At 34.5% G+C, this 22,207-nt stretch carries 20 protein-coding genes; 11 read left to right on the plus strand and 9 right to left on the minus strand.

Going from position 1 to position 22,207, the window contains the following annotated elements:
• The 6 genes from FNW21_RS12075 (at position 1) to FNW21_RS12095 (ending at position 6,871) form a co-directional block, all read left to right on the plus strand.
• On the plus strand, positions 1–999 hold the full coding sequence (locus tag FNW21_RS12075; protein WP_144257007.1) for a virulence RhuM family protein: 999 nt from the start codon (positions 1–3) through the stop codon (positions 997–999).
• Positions 1,000–2,400: a radical SAM protein gene (locus FNW21_RS12080; protein WP_144257008.1), complete on the plus strand. Its 1,401-nt coding sequence runs from the start codon at positions 1,000–1,002 to the stop codon at positions 2,398–2,400.
• Between the two features lie 3 nt (positions 2,401–2,403).
• Entirely contained in the window at positions 2,404–2,580 is a 177-nt protein-coding gene (locus FNW21_RS16365) for a hypothetical protein (RefSeq protein WP_185963927.1), read from the plus strand.
• Between the two features lie 337 nt (positions 2,581–2,917).
• Entirely contained in the window at positions 2,918–4,000 is a 1,083-nt protein-coding gene (gene gcvT / locus FNW21_RS12085) for a glycine cleavage system aminomethyltransferase GcvT (RefSeq protein ID WP_144257009.1), read from the plus strand.
• A 43-nt stretch (positions 4,001–4,043) separates the two neighbouring features.
• Positions 4,044–6,074 carry a S41 family peptidase gene (locus FNW21_RS12090; protein WP_144257010.1) on the plus strand — a complete coding sequence of 677 codons (2,031 nt, stop codon included), beginning with the start codon at positions 4,044–4,046 and terminating at the stop codon, positions 6,072–6,074.
• An 86-nt stretch (positions 6,075–6,160) separates the two neighbouring features.
• Entirely contained in the window at positions 6,161–6,871 is a 711-nt protein-coding gene (locus FNW21_RS12095; protein WP_144257011.1) for a YebC/PmpR family DNA-binding transcriptional regulator, read from the plus strand.
• Positions 6,872–6,964: 93 nt separating this feature from the next.
• On the opposite strand, the gene FNW21_RS12100 is transcribed toward FNW21_RS12095, so the two are convergent.
• Both FNW21_RS12100 and FNW21_RS12105 read right to left on the minus strand, forming a co-directional pair.
• Positions 6,965–8,935: a KUP/HAK/KT family potassium transporter gene (locus FNW21_RS12100; RefSeq protein WP_144257012.1), complete on the minus strand. Its 1,971-nt coding sequence runs from the start codon at positions 8,933–8,935 to the stop codon at positions 6,965–6,967.
• A 123-nt stretch (positions 8,936–9,058) separates the two neighbouring features.
• Positions 9,059–10,321 (minus strand): hypothetical protein, encoded by a 1,263-nt coding sequence (locus FNW21_RS12105; RefSeq protein ID WP_144257013.1) that lies wholly within the window; start codon positions 10,319–10,321, stop codon positions 9,059–9,061.
• Positions 10,322–10,439: 118 nt separating this feature from the next.
• Between FNW21_RS12105 and FNW21_RS12110 the strand changes: the two genes are divergently transcribed.
• A complete protein-coding gene (locus tag FNW21_RS12110; protein WP_144257014.1) occupies positions 10,440–11,501 on the plus strand; it encodes a WD40/YVTN/BNR-like repeat-containing protein in 1,062 nt (353 codons plus the stop codon).
• A gap of 37 nt (positions 11,502–11,538) precedes the next feature.
• Here FNW21_RS12110 and FNW21_RS12115 read toward each other — a convergent pair whose 3' ends face one another.
• The 4 genes from FNW21_RS12115 to FNW21_RS12130 all read right to left on the minus strand — a co-directional run bounded on the left by FNW21_RS12115 (position 11,539) and on the right by FNW21_RS12130 (position 14,204).
• A complete protein-coding gene (locus tag FNW21_RS12115; RefSeq protein WP_144257015.1) occupies positions 11,539–11,997 on the minus strand; it encodes a sensor of ECF-type sigma factor in 459 nt (152 codons plus the stop codon).
• A gap of 43 nt (positions 11,998–12,040) precedes the next feature.
• Entirely contained in the window at positions 12,041–12,454 is a 414-nt protein-coding gene (locus FNW21_RS12120; RefSeq protein ID WP_144257016.1) for a hypothetical protein, read from the minus strand.
• Positions 12,455–12,484: 30 nt separating this feature from the next.
• Positions 12,485–13,027, minus strand: coding sequence for an RNA polymerase sigma factor (locus FNW21_RS12125; protein WP_144257017.1), 543 nt, complete (start codon positions 13,025–13,027; stop codon positions 12,485–12,487).
• Between the two features lie 64 nt (positions 13,028–13,091).
• Complete coding sequence (locus FNW21_RS12130) at positions 13,092–14,204, minus strand: SRPBCC family protein (RefSeq protein WP_144257018.1); 1,113 nt, start codon at positions 14,202–14,204, stop codon at positions 13,092–13,094.
• A 394-nt stretch (positions 14,205–14,598) separates the two neighbouring features.
• On the opposite strand from FNW21_RS12130, the gene FNW21_RS12140 reads away from it, so the two are divergent.
• Positions 14,599–14,982 carry a pyrophosphohydrolase domain-containing protein gene (locus FNW21_RS12140; RefSeq protein ID WP_144257020.1) on the plus strand — a complete coding sequence of 128 codons (384 nt, stop codon included), beginning with the start codon at positions 14,599–14,601 and terminating at the stop codon, positions 14,980–14,982.
• 102 nt (positions 14,983–15,084) lie between these two features.
• On the opposite strand, the gene FNW21_RS12145 is transcribed toward FNW21_RS12140, so the two are convergent.
• Positions 15,085–16,152, minus strand: coding sequence for a branched-chain amino acid aminotransferase (locus FNW21_RS12145; RefSeq protein WP_144257021.1), 1,068 nt, complete (start codon positions 16,150–16,152; stop codon positions 15,085–15,087).
• A 301-nt stretch (positions 16,153–16,453) separates the two neighbouring features.
• On the opposite strand from FNW21_RS12145, the gene mnmD reads away from it, so the two are divergent.
• Together mnmD and FNW21_RS12155 are read left to right on the plus strand one after the other, a co-directional pair.
• Positions 16,454–17,116, plus strand: a complete 663-nt coding sequence (mnmD, locus tag FNW21_RS12150; protein ID WP_144257022.1) for a tRNA (5-methylaminomethyl-2-thiouridine)(34)-methyltransferase MnmD — start codon at positions 16,454–16,456, stop codon at positions 17,114–17,116.
• Positions 17,117–17,400: 284 nt separating this feature from the next.
• Positions 17,401–17,595 carry a hypothetical protein gene (locus tag FNW21_RS12155; RefSeq protein WP_144257023.1) on the plus strand — a complete coding sequence of 65 codons (195 nt, stop codon included), beginning with the start codon at positions 17,401–17,403 and terminating at the stop codon, positions 17,593–17,595.
• A gap of 50 nt (positions 17,596–17,645) precedes the next feature.
• Here the strand turns inward: FNW21_RS12155 and FNW21_RS12160 are convergent, their stop codons facing one another.
• Complete coding sequence (locus FNW21_RS12160; RefSeq protein WP_144257024.1) at positions 17,646–18,914, minus strand: tetratricopeptide repeat protein; 1,269 nt, start codon at positions 18,912–18,914, stop codon at positions 17,646–17,648.
• Positions 18,915–18,954: 40 nt separating this feature from the next.
• A complete protein-coding gene (gene gyrA, locus FNW21_RS12165; protein WP_144257025.1) occupies positions 18,955–21,576 on the minus strand; it encodes a DNA gyrase subunit A in 2,622 nt (873 codons plus the stop codon).
• 349 nt (positions 21,577–21,925) lie between these two features.
• Between gyrA and FNW21_RS12170 the strand changes: the two genes are divergently transcribed.
• Entirely contained in the window at positions 21,926–22,186 is a 261-nt protein-coding gene (locus tag FNW21_RS12170) for a helix-turn-helix transcriptional regulator (RefSeq protein WP_144257026.1), read from the plus strand.
• Positions 22,187–22,207: the final 21 nt, after the last annotated feature.

Below are 22,207 nucleotides of genomic sequence, written 5' to 3' on the forward strand. Positions count from 1 at the left end.
ATGCAGGCACCTATTTTATTATATCAAACCTCCCAAACCAACATCAATGTTGAAGTAACCTATTTGGACGAAAGTTTTTGGCTTTCGCAAAAAGCTATGGCGCAGTTATTTGGAGTTGAAATCAACACAACTAATTACCATTTAAAAGAAATTTATAAGTCAAATGAATTGGATGAAATTTCAACTATTCGAAAAATTCGAATAGTTCAAATGGAAGGAAAAAGAGAAGTGAGTCGAGAAATTGATTTCTACAATCTTGACGCCATTATTGCTGTTGGTTATAGAGTTAATTCCAATCAAGCTACTCAATTCAGGATTTGGGCAACCAAAACCCTCAAAGAATTTATTATCAAAGGATTTGTTTTGAATGATGATATGCTCAAAAACGGCAAAGCTTTTGGCAAAGATTATTTTGAAGAATTACTGGAACGCATTCGAGAAATTCGCTCTTCGGAAAGACGATTTTATCAAAAAATAACAGATATTTATGCGCTTTCGGCCAATTATGAAAAAGAAAGTCCTGCTACAAAAACATTTTTTGCCACAGTACAAAACAAATTGCATTGGGCAATAACAGGCAAAACAGCTGCGGAAATTATTTATACCGAAGCCGATGCCAACAAACTTTATATGGGCTTATCGACTTGGAAGGATGCGCCAAATGGTAAAATTCAAAAAACCGATTTGAGCATTGCCAAAAACTATTTGAACGATGCTCATCTTCAGGAATTAAACCGAATTGTTTCGGCTTATTTGGATTTGGCCGAGAATTATGCCAAAAGACAAATCGTGATGCAAATGGAAGATTGGACTTTGTTTTTGAATAATTTTCTACAACTTTCCAATTATCCAATTCTAAACGACAAAGGAAAAATAACTCATTTGGAAGCCAAAATTAAAGCGGAAATGGAGTTTGATAAATTTAGAATTATTCAAGACCGAGAATACTTATCCGATTTTGATAGAGCTGTTTTGGAACTTAAAAAAGACAACAATTAAATGAAAACCCGCGATTATATTTATTACGATTACACCAAAAGCCTTTGTCCAAGCTGCTTGGCACTTGTGGATACCAAAATTGTTTTTCAAGACGACAAGGTTTGGATGTTAAAACACTGCAAAGAACACGGCGAAATGAAGGCAATGATTGCGGACGATGTTGCCTATTACAAGCAATTAAGAAACTACAACAAGCAATCCGAAATGCCATTGAAATTCAATACCAAAGTGCATTATGGCTGTCCGTATGATTGTGGTTTGTGTACCGATCACGAACAACATTCGTGCCTGACGGTGATAGAAGTTACAGATAGATGCAACCTCTCCTGCCCGACATGCTACGCCAATTCGTCGCCCAATTATGGCAGACACCGAACGCTGGAAGAAATCGAAAAAATGTTTGATGTGGTCGTAGCCAATGAAGGAGAACCCGATGTGGTTCAGATTTCAGGGGGCGAACCTACGGTGCATCCCGATTTTTTCAAGATTTTGGATATTGCCAAAAGCAAACCTATCAAACATTTGATGTTGAATACCAATGGAATCCGAATTGCAAAAGACATCCATTTTGTAGAAAAACTGGCGAGTTATATGCCCGATTTCGAGATTTATTTGCAGTTTGACAGTTTCAAACCCGAAGTTTTGCAAAAATTGCGTGGCGAAGATTTAACCGAAGTTCGCAAAAAAGCCATCGCACATTTGAATCAATTTAACATTTCGACAACGCTAGTTATTACGCTTCAAAAAGGGGAAAACGATGATGAAATTGGTAAAATTATAGAATATGCTTTACAGCAAAAATGTGTGCGTGGCGTAACATTTCAACCCACACAAGTGGCTGGAAGAAACGAAAATTATGACGATACTTCAGGCAGAATAACTTTGACAGAAGTTCGAAGAAAAATTTACGAGCAATATCCGCTTTTTACGCCCGAAGATTTGATTCCAGTTCCCTGCAATCCCGATGCTTTGTGTATGGCGTATGCTTTGAAAGTGGATGGCGATGTTTTTCCGATGACGCATTTGATAAATCCAGAAGATTTATTGAATAATTCCAAAAACACCATTGTTTTTGAACACGATGAAAAACTAAAAACCCACATGCTGAATCTGTTTAGCACCGGAATTTCAGTAGATTGTGCCGAAGGAGAATTTAACGAATTGATGTGTTGTTTGCCCCGAGTGCAATCGGATTCTTTGCATTATGATAATTTGTTCCGGATTTTGATAATGAATTTTATGGATGCCCACGATTTTGATGTTCGAGCGGTCAAAAAATCCTGTGTGCATATTGTGAGCGATAAAATGAAAATTATCCCTTTTGAAACAATGAATTTATTTTACAGAGATCATAAAATTGATGGCATTCGAGAAAAATTGAATCTTAATAACAATATATAAATTATGAATACAATATGGTTTTTATGTGGAATGGTTGTTTTTATCAGCGCAATCACTTTTTTGGTCGGTATTTTTATGCAATTCTCTGAAGAAAGTAAAAAACTAGGACTAAAAATGATACTTTATTCTGTTATTGCTTTCGTCATTGGTTTTGGTACTTGCATTGCCACCCTAACTTAATTTGTTTTAAGTTAAAAAAAAGGATTAAAAAGTAAAGTAAGTAAGTCGAAAGTTTTAATGTCGTAAAGTCAAAAGAAGCAATATTGTCAATAATAGTTCAAAATCAATCTATTACTCCATTTTGTCTAATTTTTAAAACACGACATCATACGATGATTGTTACTTATATTAAACCTAGAATTTTAAAAATCATTTATAGAATTCCTCACAACAACAATCTGCAACAAATTATAGAAAAACCAACACAAAACAACTTACCAAATTACGCCTCAAAAACCCTTTGCCACTCCATAAATAATCAATAAATTAGCCACTTCAAATTTTAGTACCATCTACAATGAAAAATACTGCGCTAACGCACATACATGAGAGTTTAGGAGCCAAAATGCTTCCGTTTGCTGGATACAATATGCCTATTTTATACGAGGGAGTCAATGCCGAACACGAAACCGTTCGCAATGCGGTGGGCGTTTTTGACGTTTCGCACATGGGGGAATTCCTGTTGACAGGACCAAACGCTTTGGCTTTGATTCAGAAAGTGACTTCGAATGATGCTTCGACTTTGACCATTGGTAGAGCGCAATATTCTTGTTTGCCCAACAATGATGGCGGAATTGTAGACGATTTATTGGTTTACAAAATGAAAGACGAGCAGTATTTATTGGTCGTAAACGCCTCAAATATCGATAAAGATTGGGATTGGATTTCGGCCCATAATGATTTAGGTGTGGACATGAAAAACCTTTCGGATGACTATTCCTTACTGGCTATTCAAGGACCAAAAGCGGTAGAAGCCATGCAAAGTTTGACTTCGGTTGACTTATCAGCAATTGCCTATTATCATTTTAAAGTAGGCGATTTTGCAGGAATCAATCATGTGATTATTTCGGCAACAGGGTATACCGGTTCAGGAGGTTTCGAAATTTATTGCAAAAATGAAGAGGTAGAACAAATCTGGAACAACGTTTTTGAAGCAGGTGCACCCTTTGGAATTAAACCTATTGGACTTGCCGCTCGCGATACCTTGCGTTTAGAAATGGGATTTTGTTTGTACGGAAACGACATCAACGATACCACATCGCCACTAGAAGCTGGATTGGGTTGGATTACCAAATTCAACAAAGAATTCACGAATTCCGAGAGCCTAAAAAAGCAAAAAGAATCGGGTGTTTCTAAAAAACTAGTAGCCTTCGAAATGCAAGAACGCGCCGTACCCAGACACGATTACGAGATTGTAGATGCAGCGGGCAACACCATTGGAATCGTGACCTCGGGAACCATGTCGCCCTCCATGAATATGGGCATTGGAATGGGGTATGTAACGACTCAAAATAGTGCTATTGATAGTGCTATTTTTATCCGAATCCGTAAAAATGACGTTCCTGCCAAGGTGGTCAAATTGCCTTTTTACAAGAAATAAGAAAAGAAAAAAAGCGATGTCAACATCCAAATTGAACGTCTAAATGAAGAAATTTTCACTACTACTCTTCCTAGTTCCATTTTGGTTATTTAGCCAAAATAACAAAAATCCTTGTGACGTTCTTTTCAAAATAAACAACCTCATTCAGCAGGAACATGTAAACCCAAAACCGGTAGATGACAGTCTATCGGTTTATGTTTTTGACCAACTAATTAACGAATTAGATCCGTTGAGAAATATCCTTTTCAAATCCGATTATGATGCTTTATCACATCAATACCGCCTGTCTATTGATGACTTTATAAAAAGCAAAAACTGTGCATTCATCAATGACATTACCACTGTTTATGCAACTAGTTTGAAGCGAAACAAAGCGTTATTAGAAAAATTAAACTCCCAGAAAATCGATTTTGAAACTCCAGATACGATTCGGTTTTACAAAAAATCATTTCCTATTTACATGACCGAAAATGATGTAGAAAAAATTTGGAAGAAAAAAATCAGATTCGAAATTTTAAATGAAGCAACAAGTTCTAGCAAAAACTTGGATTCGATACAAGCCAATTTTGCGACAATAGCTTTGGAATTAAAAAATAAAATTATACAAAACGAGCTGTGCAAAATCAATGCAATACTAGAAAAAGACCTTGCCATACAAGAAAAAATCTATACGCATTTTTGTACTTATTTTGACCCACATACTAATTATTTAAGCACCGATACCAAGTCTAGTTTTGTATCCTCCTTATCAAAAGAGCGGTTATCCTTGGGATTTGTAGTAAGTCTCAACGAAAAAAACGAAATTATTATTGCGGATCTCGACTTGAAAGGCCCGGCTTATAAAAACGGGAAAATCAAAAAAGGAGATCAAATTATCTCGCTCTCTAACCAGAAAGAAACCTTGGAAGTTTCCTGTACATCGCTGGACGCAATAGCGAATTTAATACAATCCGATGCTAATAAAATCATCACATTAACCCTGAAGCGAAAAGCCGAAAAAAACTTCACGGTAACGATAGAAAAAGAAATTTTAAAGGACGATTTGAACTCCGTTTATAGCTTTATAATCACTAAAAAATCAAAAATAGGATACATTAGAATTCCTAGTTTTTATTCGAATTTTGAAGGATTCAATAGTTTGGGTTGCGCCGAAGATGTTGCTAGAGAAGTCATTAAATTGCAAAAAGACAACATCAAAGGATTAGTTATTGACCTCAAGGATAACGGCGGTGGCTCTATGGAGGAGGCTATAAAACTGGCTGGAATTTTTGTACATCACGGGCCAATTTCGATAGTTGTTGACCATAAAAAACAGCAACAAGTACTCGAGGATCCTTTTAGAGGCTTTTTGTACAAAGGGCCAATTGTAATTCTAGTAAATGGCAATTCGGCATCGGCGAGTGAATTTTTTGCTGGTATTCTTCAGGATTATAATCGGGCCATGATTGTGGGGAGCAGCACGTTGGGCAAAGCTACGATGCAAACAATTCTTCCTTTAGAAAAAGGAGATGAATCCAATTTTGTTAAAGTTACCATCAACAAATTTTACCGCGTAACAGGCAAAAGTCATCAAAGTATTGGCGTAATTCCAGACGTGGCACTTCCTGAATTTTACGATCCTCTTTTAGAAAAAGAAAGTAATTTTACTACTGCTTTCAAAAATGATTCTATCGCTACTGATTTAAAATTCAAGCCTTACGTTTCCTCGAGTTTGATTCAAGAATTATCAAAAAATAGTTTAAAAAGAGTGGCAACCGATTCCTATTTTAATGACATTCTCGGTATTAATAAAAAAATAGAAGCACTTGTAAATACGACCAAAGCCAGTATTTCAATGACGCTACAATCTGTTTTTGAGGAACAAAACAACTCGGCTACTTTGTGGGAGGAAATCACTAAATTTGATGATAAAATTGACCTTTTATCAGTTACCAATTCCAATTACAACGAAGCTTTATTGATGGTGTATCCTCTAGAAAAAGAGAACAATAAAAACCAAATAAAAGCCCTAAAAACCAATCATTATTTGAATGAAGCGGTAACGATAATTGAAGAATTTAACGCCTTGAAATAAATACATACAATTTGAATAAAAGATTACCATCAGATTTTTGGTAAAATAAGGAATAACTGTATTTTTGCAGTTCTAAAAAAATAGCAATGGGAAGAGCGTTTGAGTTCCGAAAAGGTAGAAAAATGAAACGTTGGTCAGCAATGGCCAAAGCCTTTACTAGAATTGGTAAAGATATTGTAATGGCCGTAAAAGAAGGAGGGCCAAATCCAGAAGCAAATTCTAGATTAAGAGCCGTAATTCAGAATTCGAAGGCAGTAAATATGCCCAAAGAAAACGTGGAACGCGCCATCAAAAAAGCAACCGATAAAGATACGGCAAACTATAAAGAGGTCTTGTTCGAAGGGTATGCGCCACACGGAATAGCGATTTTAGTCGAAACAGCAACGGACAACAACAATAGAACTGTTGCCAATGTTCGTAGTTATTTTAATAAATGCAATGGTACCATGGGAACGCAGGGTTCTGTGGAATTTATGTTTGACCATACCTGTAATTTCCGAATCCCAAAAGAAGGTATTGATCCCGAAGAATTAGAACTAGAACTTATCGATTTTGGTGCCGAAGAAGTTTTTGAAGACGAAGATGGTATTTTGATATATGCTCCTTTTGGAAGTTTTGGAACCATTCAAAAAGAATTAGAAACTAGAAATTTAGAAATACTTTCGTCTGGTTTTGAAAGAATTCCTCAAATTACCAAAAAACTAACTGAAGCCGAAATGGCCGATGTTGAAAAATTGATTGAAAAAATGGAGGAAGATGATGACGTTATGAACGTGTATCATACCATGGAAGAATAATAGCAATCTATTTTGGTCACAAATAGTATTGGGATTTGAAATAAATCCATAAAAAAACTCCATATTGCTATGGAGTTTTTTTATGGATTTTAATTAGTTTTTAGAATAAACCCTTGTTAATCCTATATTTTCTGGCGGATGCAATACCATAGGGAATTTCTCGATTTTTACAGAGCTGCTGTCTAATCCAAAAGCACTCTCCTCTGATAGACTTATTTTTTTGATAAAGAAATACGTGTTCATTACCAATTTTTCATGCCACAACATATCGCTATCATTGGATAAGAATTTTTCGGATAATACAAATTTAAAATCACCTATAATGTTATTTTTATTCAAGGATTCATAACGACTAGTAATATCCACTTCGCCTTTTTTAACCATATCCTTAATTACTTCTTTAAACATCAAGTTAATTTTGGTTGGTTCTCTAAACCCTAAATTGAAGTCTACACGATACAAATCATCTTTAACCATTTCGGTAACTTTATACTCGGTTTTATACGGTTCAGATAAAATATTTACGTGAACGAACCAGTAAATATCTGCTCTTTTGGGTCTTTTTTGCAAAATAGAATACATTACTTTTTCTTCTATTTCATCTACTCTATTGGCATTGGTCATGTAAACCAAATGTGTTGCGTATTTAGGAATCGTTAAATCGGCACTTAACTCAACCAAAACTTTCTTATAATCTTCAATTTTTACAATTTTGGTGTAGTTCTTGTTGATTTTTTTGGCCAAATACCAAATTGTCATTACCGAAATTAACATCATTGCAATGAACAATGTTACATAACCACCTTCGGCAAATTTAGTAATATTAGCTGCTAGAAAACTTAATTCGATACCAAGATAAATAGTGATTAAAGGTACAATAAAATACAACTTCACCCTTTTCATAATCAAATAGTAGTTGAGCAAAATAGTGGTCATTATCATGCACAAAATAATAGCTAAACCATACGCATGCTCCATGTTACTGGATTCTCTAAAGTGCAAAACAATCCCGATACAACCCGCTAATAACAACCAGTTTATAGAAGGAATATACAATTGTCCTTTTAATTCCGTAGGGTATTTAATTTTTACTTTTGGCCAAAAATTGAGCCTCATTGCCTCGTTTATTAAAGTAAATGATCCACTAATCAATGCTTGAGAAGCAATAACTGCGGCAAGTGTTGCAATAACAATTCCAAAAGGCTGAAACCAACTGGGCATGATTAAGTAAAATGGATTTCCGTTTGACCCACCAAGGCTTTGCAAAGAGCTGCCTTCATGGTGAATTAAATAAGCTCCTTGTCCAAAATAATTTAAAACCAAAGCTGTTTTTACAAAAATCCAACTGATTCTGATATTTTTCCTTCCGCAATGCCCCATATCCGAATATAAAGCTTCGGCACCAGTAGTACAAAGGAATACAAATCCTAAAACAAAAAAACCGTCCGGGTGAATGGATAATAAATGATACGCATAGTACGGATTAATTGCTTTGAAAACCTCTGGATGATTCACAATTTGAACGCTCCCAAGTATAGCAAGCATTCCAAACCAAATCATCATCATAGGGGCAAAAAATTTACCCACTAATTTAGTTCCAAATTGTTGGATCATAAACAGCACACACAAAATCCCAATAACGATGGGAACGGTATTTATTTCTGGATAAAAGGTACGAATTCCCTCAACAGCTGACGACACAGATATTGGTGGGGTGATAATACCGTCTGCAAGTAAAGCACTACCACCAATAATGGCGGGGACAATAAGCCATTTTATTTTTGTTTTTTTGACTAATGCGTAAAGCGCAAAAATCCCGCCTTCACCATGATTGTCTGCACTCAAAGTAATGAGTACATATTTGATAGTTGTTTGCAAGGTTAGCGTCCAAAAAACGCAGGATATACCACCTAAAACAACATCGGCATTGATGGTTAGATCACCAAGTATGGCTTTCATTACATATAAAGGTGACGTTCCAATATCACCATAAATTATTCCTAAAGAAATCAATAAACCGCCTAATGTTAACTTACTATGGAGGTCTTTGTGCGATGTGCTCATGTAAAATTTTTAAAAAACTTGTCAAATTTACTGTATTTAAATAAATTAGAGGGTTAATTTCTTAAAAAAAACATAAAAAAACACGGTTGTTGGAACCGTGTTTTTCGTTTCTTATCTTCAATGTTACGTTCTTCTGTTACCGTCTCGTGAACCAGAATTGTTATTTCTTTGAGGTTCTGACCTTTGAGGTGCGTTTTCTCTAGTAACATTAGTTCTATTTTGAGAATAATCTCTTTGTGGTTCAGTCCTTTGAGGGGTGTTTTCTCTAGTAGTATTAGCTCTGTTTTGAGAATAGTCTCGCTGTGGTTCCGTTCTTTGAGGGGTGTTTTCTCTAGTAGTATTAGCTCTGTTTTGAGAATAGTCTCGCTGTGGTTCCGTTCTTTGAGGAGTATTTTCTCTAGTGCCATTAGCTCTGTTTTGAGAATAATCTCTTTGTGATTCCGTTCTTTGAGGGGTGTTTTCTCTAGTGCCATTGGCTCTGTTTTGAGAATAGTCTCTTTGAGGTTCCGTTCTTTGAGGGGTGTTTTCTCTAGTGCCATTGGCTCTGTTTTTAGAATAGTCTCTTTGTGGCGTATTTTCTCTAGTTGTATAACCGCTATTTCCTGTAGAGTTTCTTTCATTTCTAGAACCAACATTTCTAGTATTTCTATTTCTATCCAATTCGTATCGATTAGAAATTTCCGAATTTCTTCTTGAAAAAGAATAATCAGGATGCGCTATTTCATACCCGTTGTTTCGTCTTGAATTATAGATATTCTCGGCTCTGCGACTGCTTCTGTAGGTCACGTAATTATAGGAATTATAATTATTTACGCAGTTGTAGATATTATTTCTGTATCTAAAAACGGGATATGGACTCCAAGCATAATAATACGAAGGATAATAATTCCAATACCAAGTTGAAGCATAAGGGCGGTAATGAATAGACCAAAACGAAGCATAAATTACTGGCGTTCTATAATAAACGGGTTCATAAATGTAATTTTCTCCATACATATACGTATTCCCAACAACTTGAATATGAACAGCATTGTAGTTGTCTTTTTCAACATCAATGGTGGCAATGTCTTGGTACACATCTCGATCAAGCACGGACTGAATTATAATAACGTGGGTACGTTTTTCTACAGATTCAATTACTCGCAAGTAATCAACTTGATCGTCATTATTCAAATCTAAATTTGATATTTGAAGTTTAGGATCGTTTAAGCGTCGTTCAAAATCTTGCAAATTATCAGAATCCCCAAAAATAGAAGCTACTGCTTTTAAATCTAGATTATCACTAATATCGTTGCTTTTGGCATAAACGGTTGTTCTATTTTGTGCTTGCATTTGAAAGGCGAAAATGGAAGCAATTAGTGCTGAAAAAAGTAATTTCGTTTTCATAATTATTAGAGTTAAGTTTTATATTTTTGATTAATCCAATTACTGTGCCAGTAAATATTTAGTACCGTTTACAAAACTTGCTTTTCAACCTGTAAAGCACCCTAAAATCATTTTTTATATGAAAAATATAAATTTCAAAATACTGACAATAAGCTTGTTAAACTTTTTTTATTCTAATGCGCAAACAGCTACCGCAAAAGAAGAATTCCCATTTAAATCCATCAAAATTGATACTTTGTTTCAAGATAAAATAAGTATTCGGGCAATACTTATTGATGAAAAAAAGGTTTGGTATGCTGCTGACAAAAATAGATTTGGTTATTACGATTTGCTTGCTCAAAATAAGTTTGAAAATACAATCCAAAATGACACTCTCGTTTTAGAATTTCGAAGTATTGCCAAAACTTCAAAAGCACTTTTTATCCTTTCGGTAGGAAATCCAGCAGTTTTGTATGCCATTGACAAAGATGGAAAAAACACCCAATTGGTTTACCAAGAAAACGACAAAAAAGTATTTTATGATAGTATGAAATTTTGGAATGAAACCGATGGTATAGCAATAGGAGATCCTATTTTGGATGTTTTTTCAATACTACTCACCCATGACGCAGGCCATACTTGGCGTAAAATCCCCAAAAAAGCTTTGCCAAAAACTGCCGATGGAGAAGCGGCATTTGCTGCTAGCAATACGAATATCGTAATAAGGGGAAACAGAACTTGGCTAGTCTCGGGAGGAAAAAAAGCGAGAGTTTGGTATTCGACAAATAAAGGAAAATCTTGGCGAATTTACGAAACCCCAATTCTACAAGGAAAAACAATGACAGGAATCTTTACAGCCGATTTTTATGACACAAAAAACGGCATTATTTCTGGTGGAAATTATGAGAACCTTGCTCAAAATTTTGCCAATAAAGCCATCACAACAAATGGTGGAAAAACATGGCAATTAGTTTCCAATAATCAAAATCCTGGGTATACATCTTGTGTGCAATATGTACCTAATAGTAACGGGAAAGGAGTTGTAGCCATAGGAGCAACTGGATTGTATTACTCCGATGATGGTGGCAAAACTTGGAAACAATTTGCAACAGATACCACTTTATACACCATACGCTTTGTTACGCCAACAACTGCAATTGCTGCTGGAAAAGACAAAATGATTCGGATTGAATTTAAATAAAAACCCCAATTTATAAAATAAAATTGGGGATTCATTACTATTTTCTTGGACCACGATCACGGTATTGCTGCAATAATTTTCGATTGAAATCTTCTTCTGATTTTCGTAATTTTATGATTTTTACTGATGGCAGAATTCCTTTCAAATTACTCACAAACTTTTTGCGAAGCAAAAACAATTCTTCTTCGGTACTTTCCATTTGATTCAAAAAAGCATTCGCATCTTTTTCGGACATTTTATCTAAAGAGCCATCGTCGATTCTATTAATATAGGCTTTCATTTTCAAATGCCTTAATTCAAATTGCTTATCATCAAAAGCGTTATAAAGCGGCCAGAATTTTTCGGCTTCGCTTGGCGATAAATCCAGTTCGGTTGTCAAAAAAGCCACTTTCATAGTTCGTATTTGTTCTTTCTTCTCTCTAAATCGTTCCCCTTGCGCATAGAAAGTGCAAGAAATTAATAAAAAAAGGATGGGTAATAATTTTTTGATATTCATGGTTTTATTTTTTATTTTCAATGGATATGTGCTGATTTTTAATTTATTCCAAAATTAAATGTTCTAAATTAGAGTTCGTAACCAATATATCTTCAACGGTTTCGTCCTCTAAATCCGAGGTCATTTTCAGCGTACTGCTTTCCCGTTCAATTTCGCTAATCAAATCAATTTGACTCATATCTTGTTGGGAGGAAGTTAAATAATTTTCTATAGTAACATCATCTAATTCTGGCGATTGCGAAGAATATCGCAGGTAAACTGGAATCATCAGTGCCAAAATTAAAACTGCTGCAACTGCCATGAAAATTCTTTTTTTATGTTGAAAAAGACCAATCACCTTGGTTTCCTCTTTGGGCAATTGTAACAACACTTTAGCCGAAAAATTTTCGAAATAGTGTTCTGGAGTTGTAAATCCAGTGGTCAATTTGGGTTCGTTATCTAGTTTAAATGCTTTCATATGGGTTAGACTTTCTTCTTTTCAAAAGGTTTAAAGACTTGTAATAAAGGTTTCGATTTTTTTTACGGCGTGATGGTAGGACGCTTTCAAACCGCCAACTGTTGTACCCAAAATTTCTGATATTTCCTCGTATTTTAATTCTTCAAAATATTTCATTTTAAAAACCAATTGTTGTTTTTCAGGGAGTATGGCAATTGCTTTTTGAAGTTGTATTTGTATTTCATCACCTTCAAAATAAACGTCGGCTTTTAAATTATCGATTGTTTTGGTTTGTAATTCTTGCGAGGAAACTCCTTTTTTTTGGGCTTTTTGATTTAAAAAAGTAAGTGCCTCATTAGTTGAAATGCGATACATCCAAGAGAATAATTTGCTATCGCCTTTGAAATTTTTAAGATAACGAAATACTTTTATAAAGGTATTTTGGAGCACATCATCGGCATCATCATGATTCAAAACAATGTTTCTAATGTGGTTGTACAACGGTTTTTGATATTCTTGCAAGAGTTTTTCAAACGCTTGATTTTGCGTTTTAGGATTCAATAATTGCTGAATAAATTCCTGTTCGTCTTGCAAGTTTCCTTTGGTTTAAACAATTAGATTGAAATGAATGAAAAAGGTTTAATCCAATAGAAAATTATTAAAATTCAGATGTTGGATTTTCGTCCTTTGGAGTTTCAGGTTCGGCCACAGGAATTGTTGTTGCCGCAGGTTTAGTTGTTTTCACAATTACAACCTTTGGTTTTATGGGATAATAGATAGTGGTATTCCATTTTGAAGGATTTTTAATTTCGCTTTTGCCAATGGTATGTATTTCAATATGTGATATTCTTGAATCAGCTATCAGTTTATTGGTTTTAAAATAGTCAGTAGTTTTGTCCAATGCTTTTTGAAGGTGGGAATAGTCGCCAATTAAAGTTGTTTTTACTGCTTCAAAAGAGTCTAATTTTCCAGAACTAATGTCATTTCCGGTGGTCGCTGTCAATTCGTTTTTGATGGGTACACAAAAAGAGAGTTTAGCAGTTTCGTTCAAAACATCGTAAGAATGGTAAATTACAAATGGCTTTCCGTTCAACTCGATATCGTTTTGCTGGCAAAAAACCATTAATTTTTCAAAAATAACACGGCTATTTTTGGTAACATCAACTAGTTTACTTGTAAAGGATTGTTTTACATAAAAAGTCGCCAACTTTTTGACAACACCATCCACTTTTACACTGTAAGTATTGGTTTCATAATCCAAAATTTTATCTAAATTGACAAGACTTTTTTCGTATATCTTACCAAAAACGCTTTCGGCACCACCACTAAAAGTAGTAGCAATTTTTAAGGCAAAACTTAAATTTCCTTTGGTTTTCCAAGTCACTTTTGTACCTCCAATGGTATCTTTAAAGCGCCAAAAAACCTCCGATGTCGTTCCGTTATAATTCATTTGTTGTGCAATACTATCATTTGCTTTTACAAAAATAGTTTTAACATCCCCTGAATTTTCTTTTCCTTCCCACGAATAAGCTGCACCGTTTCCTATTGAATTTGGAGAAAAAGACAGCTTCATTTGACCATCCTCGGCAGCCCATGAACTAAAATCTTCCCAATTTTTATAATCATTAACATAATTAAAAACTGTGGCTTTTGGTGAGTTAATTACTTTACTTCGTGTTACAGAGAAATCCCCTTTTTGGGTAGCAACAAAAATAGTAGCAGCAACAAAGCTTAACAATAATAAAAGGAACAGGTATTTTAAAATTTGCATGATCTGTAGGTTGTTTGCTGTAAAGTTAGAAAAAATTATTTATTGGTTGCGAGAAGTTACACAAAATTACAACCTACAAAAATGGTACTGTAATTTAGAAAAACGAAACTATTTTAACCTTTACTAATGCTTGAAAAATATTTTTATGGCAAATAAAATCCCTATAAAAATTAAAAATGCAATTAATATTTTATAATTCCCTTTGTAAAAAATTTTATGCAATCTCGCATCTTTGCGGTAAGCGTACACCATTGCGGTTACAAAAGTAACGAAGAAACAGGCAGCGAAAATTAATTGTCCTTGACTAAACATAATTTTAAATATTTTTGAGCAAATTTAGATAAATATATAGAAATTGTTACTAATTTGCCTTTTCAATTAATTAAATAAAATTATGCAAAAACAAATCTCCGCAGTTACTGAATTTCATACTGCTTTTAAAATAGGTCACAGCGAAATTCCAAAAGCAGATTTGGGAGAAACAAAACACATTCTTCGCTATAACTTGATGAAAGAAGAAAACGAAGAATACCTAGAGGCGGTTCAAAATAATGATTTAATTGAAATTGCCGACGCTTTAGGCGATATGATGTACATCTTGTGCGGGACTATTATTGAGCACGGTTTGCAAGACAAAATCGAAGCCGTTTTTGATGAAATTCAACGCAGCAATATGAGTAAACTGGGTGCTGATGGAAAACCTATTTATCGCGAGGATGGAAAAGTAATGAAAGGACCACATTATTTTAAGCCTGATTTTTCTAAAATACTAAAGTAAGTACTATTGCAATTGTATAAAAACCCTTGTCGTACTGCGTTTTAAAACACAAAAAAGGGATTTTTACATGTAAAAATCCCTTTTTTTAATCAATTATAACCACTACACTTTCACAGTCCAACCAAAGGTGTCTTCGGATAATTTATGCTGGATGTTGGTCAATTTTTCTTTCAATTGTAAGGCAAATGAATTTTCTATCTTTGGCAATTCATGATACACTTCTTTGTAGGAAAACCCAATTATTGGATTTACAACGGCTGCCGTTCCTGCTCCAAAAATTTCTTTTAAGGATCCGTTTTGAGCGGCTTCTACCAGCTCTGAAACCAATACAGGTCGTACATCAACGGTAATTCCTTCTTTTTTAGCCATTTCGATCAAACTTTTTCTTGTAATACCATCCAAAATTCGCTCGCTTACTGGCGCAGTCAATAATGTATCGTTGATTCTAAAAAATACATTCATTGTGCCTGCTTCTTCTAATTTGGTATGCGTGGCATCATCAGTCCAAATAACTTGTTGGTATCCTTGCTTGTTGGCCAAGGTTGTTGGGTAAAATTGTGCCGCATAATTTCCTGCCGCCTTTGCAGCTCCTATTCCGCCATTGGCAGCTCTACTAAAGTGTTCGGCTATTAACACTTTTACTTCGCCTGAATAATACGATTTGGCTGGCGAAAGAATAATCATAAATTTATAATCATCTGATGGATTGGCGATTACACCATCTCCAGTTGCAATCATAAAAGGTCTAATGTACATACTGTTTCCAGCACCTGGTTTAACCCAAGCTTGATCCAAATCCAATAATTGGTTCAACCCATCCATAAAAATAACTTCGGGAACTTCTGGCATCGCCATTCTCACAGCCGAATTATTGAATCTTTTATAGTTTTCATCAGGGCGAAAAAGCCAAATTGCATTTTGATCATCTTTGTAGGCTTTCATACCCTCAAAAATGGCTTGACCGTAATGAAAAACTTTTGCCGAAGGATCTAACAAAAAAGGTTTGTAGGGTTTAATGACTGGGTTTTGCCACTCTCCATTTTTATAATCACATTCAAATAAATGGTCTGTAAAAACAGCACCAAAGCTTAAATTTTCGAAATCAACTTCATTTATTTTAGACGAAGTTGCTTTAATTATTTCAATTTTGTTGGTTAGAGTTGCACTCATGATAATATAGTGTTTTAAAAAATAGATTGTGTAAATACTCTTTGTGATTACAAAAAAACGTGCATCAAAAAGAATTTATTGATTACAAAATTAAATAAAAAGGAACGAAATCGATACGAAAATACCATTAAATATAGCTTTTAATTGTGATTTGTTTATATTCTAAAAAATTGAATTAAATAGCGGTGTTTTATATGAAATTTATAAAAAATATAGATTTTTCGTGACTATACGTGTTAAGTATTGACTAAATTTGACCCATTACTTATTAAAGTTGAACTCTTAATCTCCTAAATAAATTTTGAAAAGAGAAATAATACAAACACTCGATGGCTCAACAACGATACATTTACCGGAATGGAACGAGTCCTATCACTCGAAACATGGTGCTATTCAAGAGGCCAAACATGTTTTTATAAAAAATGGACTTTCGTTGCTACCCAATCATTCCGTTTCGATTTTAGAAATTGGTTTTGGTACTGGTTTGAATGCTTTTATAACTTTTTTAGAAGCACAAAAATTTAATCAAACCATTAATTATGTTGGTGTAGAAGCCTATCCCGTTGCTCCAAATGAAGTACTGGAGATGAATTATGTTGCCGAATTAGAAGCCGAAAATCAAAAGTCAATTTTCGAAAAAATGCATACGTGTTTGTGGGAGAAACCGACACCACTAAACGAGACGTTTACGATTACCAAAAGAAAACAATTTTTTGATGAAATTGAGGATATACCACAATTTGACTTGATTTATTTTGATGCTTTTGGCTACCGAGTACAACCAGAATTATGGAGTACCGCCATTTTTAAAAAAATGTATACTGCCTTGAAACCAAACGGAATTTTGGTAACGTATGCCGCAAGAGGCGTTATCAAACGCAGCATGATTGAAGTTGGTTTTACAGTCGAAAAATTACCAGGTGCTCCTGGAAAAAGAGAAATGTTTCGGGCTAGAAAACTATAATTTGCAACTAAAGTACTTGTTTTTAAAGTTGAAAATAAATAGGTTTTTATGGATTAAAAAACACAATTCTACGTTAATTTGTAAAGTGCTATTTAAAAAAAATGTATTTTTACATGACGTAATCAAGTCGTAAGTTTTAATGTCGTAAAGTCAAAAGAAGCAATATTTCAATTATAGTTCAAATCAATCTATTACTCCATTTTGTCTAATTTTTAAAACACGACATCATACGATGATTGTGTTACTTAACAAATTAATCTATAACCTCAAATCTTTAATTCATTATGACTAAAATAATGTTTGATTATACTAAATCAGTCTTGGAAAGAGTAAGTTTTGATCCCATCCTATTTTGTAAAGAATTAGAAAAAGCCATTCGGACTTTACTGCCTTATGAAATAGAACAACTCAAAGATTGGTTGTTTACTTTTACAAATGAAAAACCAGAATTAAAACAATATTTACTACTTGTTAATTAATAAAAAAAGGAACCCAAAAGTTCCTTTTTTTATTGTATTGCAATACAAATTTACATTTTTGCTTTCAATGCTTTTGCTTCGGCAGACATTTCTAATGCGCTGTAAACATTCAAAAGTGTTTTAGCAACATCTGTATTTTTTGGGTCTAACTCTACTGCTTTTTGCAAAAAAGGAATAGTACTTCTAAACAAATCTTGACGCTTCACTTTCAATTCATCGTAGCGTTTAGAATCTTTGGTAGAAGTTCCTAATTTATTCATATCATCAATAATACCTTTTTCGTTTTCTAATTTCAAAGCAGCAATATTAATGTAAGCATTAATGTATTTTGGATCTATTTCAATCACTCTTTTATAATACTTTTCGGCTTCAACTTGATTTTTGGCATTGGCACTAATTACACCTAAATTAAAAACCAAATCAGCGTCATTAGGATTTTTCTCCAGAACTTCGGCTATTAATTTTTTGTATTCTTCGTAATCTTTAGATTCAAGGTACAAATTTGCCTGTGTTAATGTTAGCGAGTTGTCATCAGGATTTGCTTTTCTTGCTTCAGAAATGGCTTTTTTAGCTTCATCTGTTTTTCCTTGTTGTACTAAAATTAATGCCATGTTTTTATAAATCTCACCTCTTTTTGAAGGAACCACTTCGGTTCTTGGTTTTTCGTGAGTACCAATTTTTACCATTTTATCTCGCTCTTGCGCATTGGTATACAAATCTTCTTCGCTGGTCAATTTATTAACGGCATAATAATTCGTAGCTTTCCCTGAATAGTTCAAGGTTTTCAACTCCGAATACAATTTCAAAGACGTATCATAATCTTTGGCATTTACATACGTTGATGCCGCATAATATAAATTGATAGTGTCATTTTTATCTAATAAATAAGCATCGTATAATTTTTTGGCACTTTCTGAATGTTTATCCGCTTTAGAATCTGCAATGGCAGCATTAATTAGTTTGCCTTTAATTTCGAAAACCGCTGTTGTTGCTTGAACTGTATATTTAGATTTTCCAGAAGTTTTTTCAACAGCAATTAAGCTTTGGTAAGCCTTGGCCGCTTCTGAAAGATTTTTATCAGCATCCACTTTTTTATTGGCTAAATCTAACAAGGCATTTCCTTTTACAAAGAAAAATTGCGCTTTTTCGGCATCTGGTGCTGCGGCCGATACTGCTTCAGCCCCTTGCAAAATAGTAACTGCTTCTTGAGAATTTCCTGCTTTCAAAGCTTTTTCAGCAGCTTTAATCTGATCTTTTTGTGCAAAAGTGGTTATTGACATCAGTACAGTTGATGCTAATAGAACATATTTACTTTTCATGTGGTATTTATTTAAAATTAATTATTTATTTGTTTTAAAATTAGGCTTCATCATCAGAATCGTCGTCTTCGGTTTCGTCAGATTCCTCTTCTTGCTCTTCGTCCTCGTCGTCGTCCTCTTCAACTACACCGTCGTCTTCAAGAACTTCAAGAACTGGTTTCACTCTTTCGATAGCTTCGGTTTCAATTACATTTCCGTCTTCGTCAAGCACTACTTCGGCTACATCGTCTTTCATTACTTTGGTAACCGCAGCAATAGAATCGTTTCCTTTGATGTTGATTAATTTCACGCCTTGAGTGGCACGACCCATGACACGCAAATCTTCTACGGCCATACGAATTGTCAATCCTGATTTATTGATAATCATTAAATCATCGGCATCGGTAACGGCATTTATGGAGATTAGTTTACCTGTTTTCTCGGTAATGTTCAATGTTTTCACTCCTTTTCCGCCACGATTGGTGATTCTATATTCGTCAAGACTGGAACGTTTTCCGTAACCATTTTCGGCAACAACAAGAATTTCGCTATTCATATCGTTTACGGTAACCATTCCTATAACCTCATCGGTATCATCTTTTAAAGTAATTCCACGAACTCCAGAAGCGGTTCTTCCCATCGGACGGGTTTTTGTTTCTTCAAAACGAACTAATTTTCCTGATTTTACAGCCAAGATGATTTGGCTTTCGCCATTGGTTAATTTAGCTTCCAATAATTCGTCGCCCTCCTTAATAGTAATCGCAGCAACACCATTTACTCTTGGTTTAGAATATTTCTCCAAAGATGTTTTCTTCACCTGACCTTTTTTGGTCACCATTATAAGGTTATGGCTATTGATGTAATCTTTGTCTTTTAGATCCTGCGTGCAAATAAAAGCTTTTACTTTATCATCACTTTCTATGTTAACCAAATTCTGAATTGCTCTACCTTTGGCGGTTTTGCTACCTTCCGGAATTTCGTACACACGCATCCAGAAACATTTTCCTTTTTGAGTAAAGAACATCATATATTGATGATTTGTAGCTACAAACATGTGTTCCAAGAAATCTTGATCTCTTGTTCCAGCTGATTTTTGCCCTACTCCTCCTCTATTTTGTGTTTTGTATTCGGTTAGATTGGTACGTTTGATATATCCTGCATGCGAAATGGTGATTACCACATTTTCATCGGCAATTAAATCCTCAATGCTCACATCGCCACCCGAATATTCGATTTGAGAACGACGTGCATCGCCGTATTTATCACGAATTTCGGTTAGTTCTTCTTTTATCAAAGCAATTCTCAAATTTACATCGGCTAATAAAGCTTTTAAATGCTCGATTAACTTCATGATTTCTTCGTATTCAGACCTTAACTTGTCTTGTTCCAAACCTGTCAACTGACGCAAACGCATTTCGACAATGGCACGAGATTGAATATCTGATAAATTAAATCTTTCGATTAATTTTTCTCTCGCTTCCTCGGTACTTTTTGATGCTTTTATCAAAGCAATAACTTCATCAATATTATCCGAGGCAATAATTAAACCTTCTAAAATATGAGCTCTTGCTTCGGCCTTTTTAAGTTCAAATTGCGTTCTGCGGGTTACCACATCGTGACGGTGCTCGATAAAATAATGAATCAAATCCTTTAGATTCAGCATTTGCGGACGCCCTTTTACGATGGCAATATTGTTTACAGAGAACGACGATTGTAATTGTGTAAACTTATATAAGGTATTCAAAACTACGTTTGGAGTTGCATCTCGTTTCAAGATATAAACGATACGCATCCCGTTTCTGTCCGATTCATCACGAATATTAGCAATTCCGTCAATTTTCTTTTCATTAACCAAATCAGCCGTACGCTTGATCATATCGGCTTTGTTGACTTGGTACGGAATTTCGGTAACGATGATACATTCCCGCCCATCTACTTCTTCAAAACCCACTTTGGCACGCATCACAATACGACCACGTCCCGTTTTGAAAGCTTCCCGAACGCCTTCGTACCCATATATGATACCACCAGTAGGAAAATCTGGGGCTTTGATGTGTGTCATTAATTCGTCAACTTCAATGTCATTGTTATCCATGAAAGCCAACGTACCATTGATTACCTCGGTTAAATTGTGAGGAGGCATATTAGTCGCCATACCTACTGCAATTCCTGTTGCTCCGTTTATTAATAAGGTAGGAACACGAGTGGGCATAACGGTTGGTTCTTCTAGGGTATCATCAAAATTCAATTTAAAATCAACCGTTTCTTTATCGATATCTGCCAAAATCTCTTCCGAAAGTTTGCGCATTCTAGCCTCCGTATAACGCATGGCTGCAGGACTATCGCCATCTACAGAACCAAAGTTCCCTTGACCATCAATCAATAAATACCGCATACTCCACTCTTGAGCCATACGAACCATGGCGTCATAGACAGAGGTATCGCCGTGTGGGTGGTACTTACCCAAAACTTCCCCAACAATTCTAGCGGACTTCTTGTGGGCTGATCTTGAATTTACTCCTAAATCGTGCATTCCAAATAATACTCTTCGATGTACTGGTTTCAAGCCATCTCTAACATCCGGAAGTGCTCTGGATACAATAACTGACATCGAATAATCGATGTAAGCCGTTTTCATTTCATCTTCTATGTTAATAGGAATTAACTTTTCTCCGTCAGACATAATATATACTTAAATTTAAAAATTATTTTGTTGTAAAAAATCTTGCTAATATATGCTTTCCTAACTATTTTTAGACAACATATTTACATAAATTTACCTGATTTATTAACAAAAATGTGTTCTTAAAATCAGGCCTGCTTTAAAAACCTTTACGATGAATTTAAAAAAAACTATAGCTTTACCAGAAAAAATTCAATTAGTTTTTTTTATACCTCTTTAGGTATTAAAATTAAAAAAATATTTTTTTTATACCCAAAACAATATAAATTAATAACAAAACAAAATAATATACCTTATTTAATATAAATAAAGAATAAAATAGTAATTTTGTGCTTTTAAAGGTATAAAAATGAAGAAAATAAAAAACAATATCAGTATTCACGTAAAAGCCAAACGCAAACAAAACAAACTCACACAGCCTGAACTAGCCTTAAAAGCAGGAGTTGGTTTACGTTTTGTTCGAGATTTAGAACAAGGAAAAACAAGCTTGCGAACCGACAAAATAAATGACGTTCTAAAATTGTTTGGTGAAACACTAGGGGTTGTAGCAATAGATAGGGATCAATTAATAGCAAATATTCCCTACGAAAGTGAACGGGATCTTTATTAAAAAACAACAAAATAAGTAGAT

This window comes from Flavobacterium restrictum (assembly GCF_007097245.1).
Classification (GTDB): Bacteria; Bacteroidota; Bacteroidia; order Flavobacteriales; family Flavobacteriaceae; genus Flavobacterium; species Flavobacterium restrictum.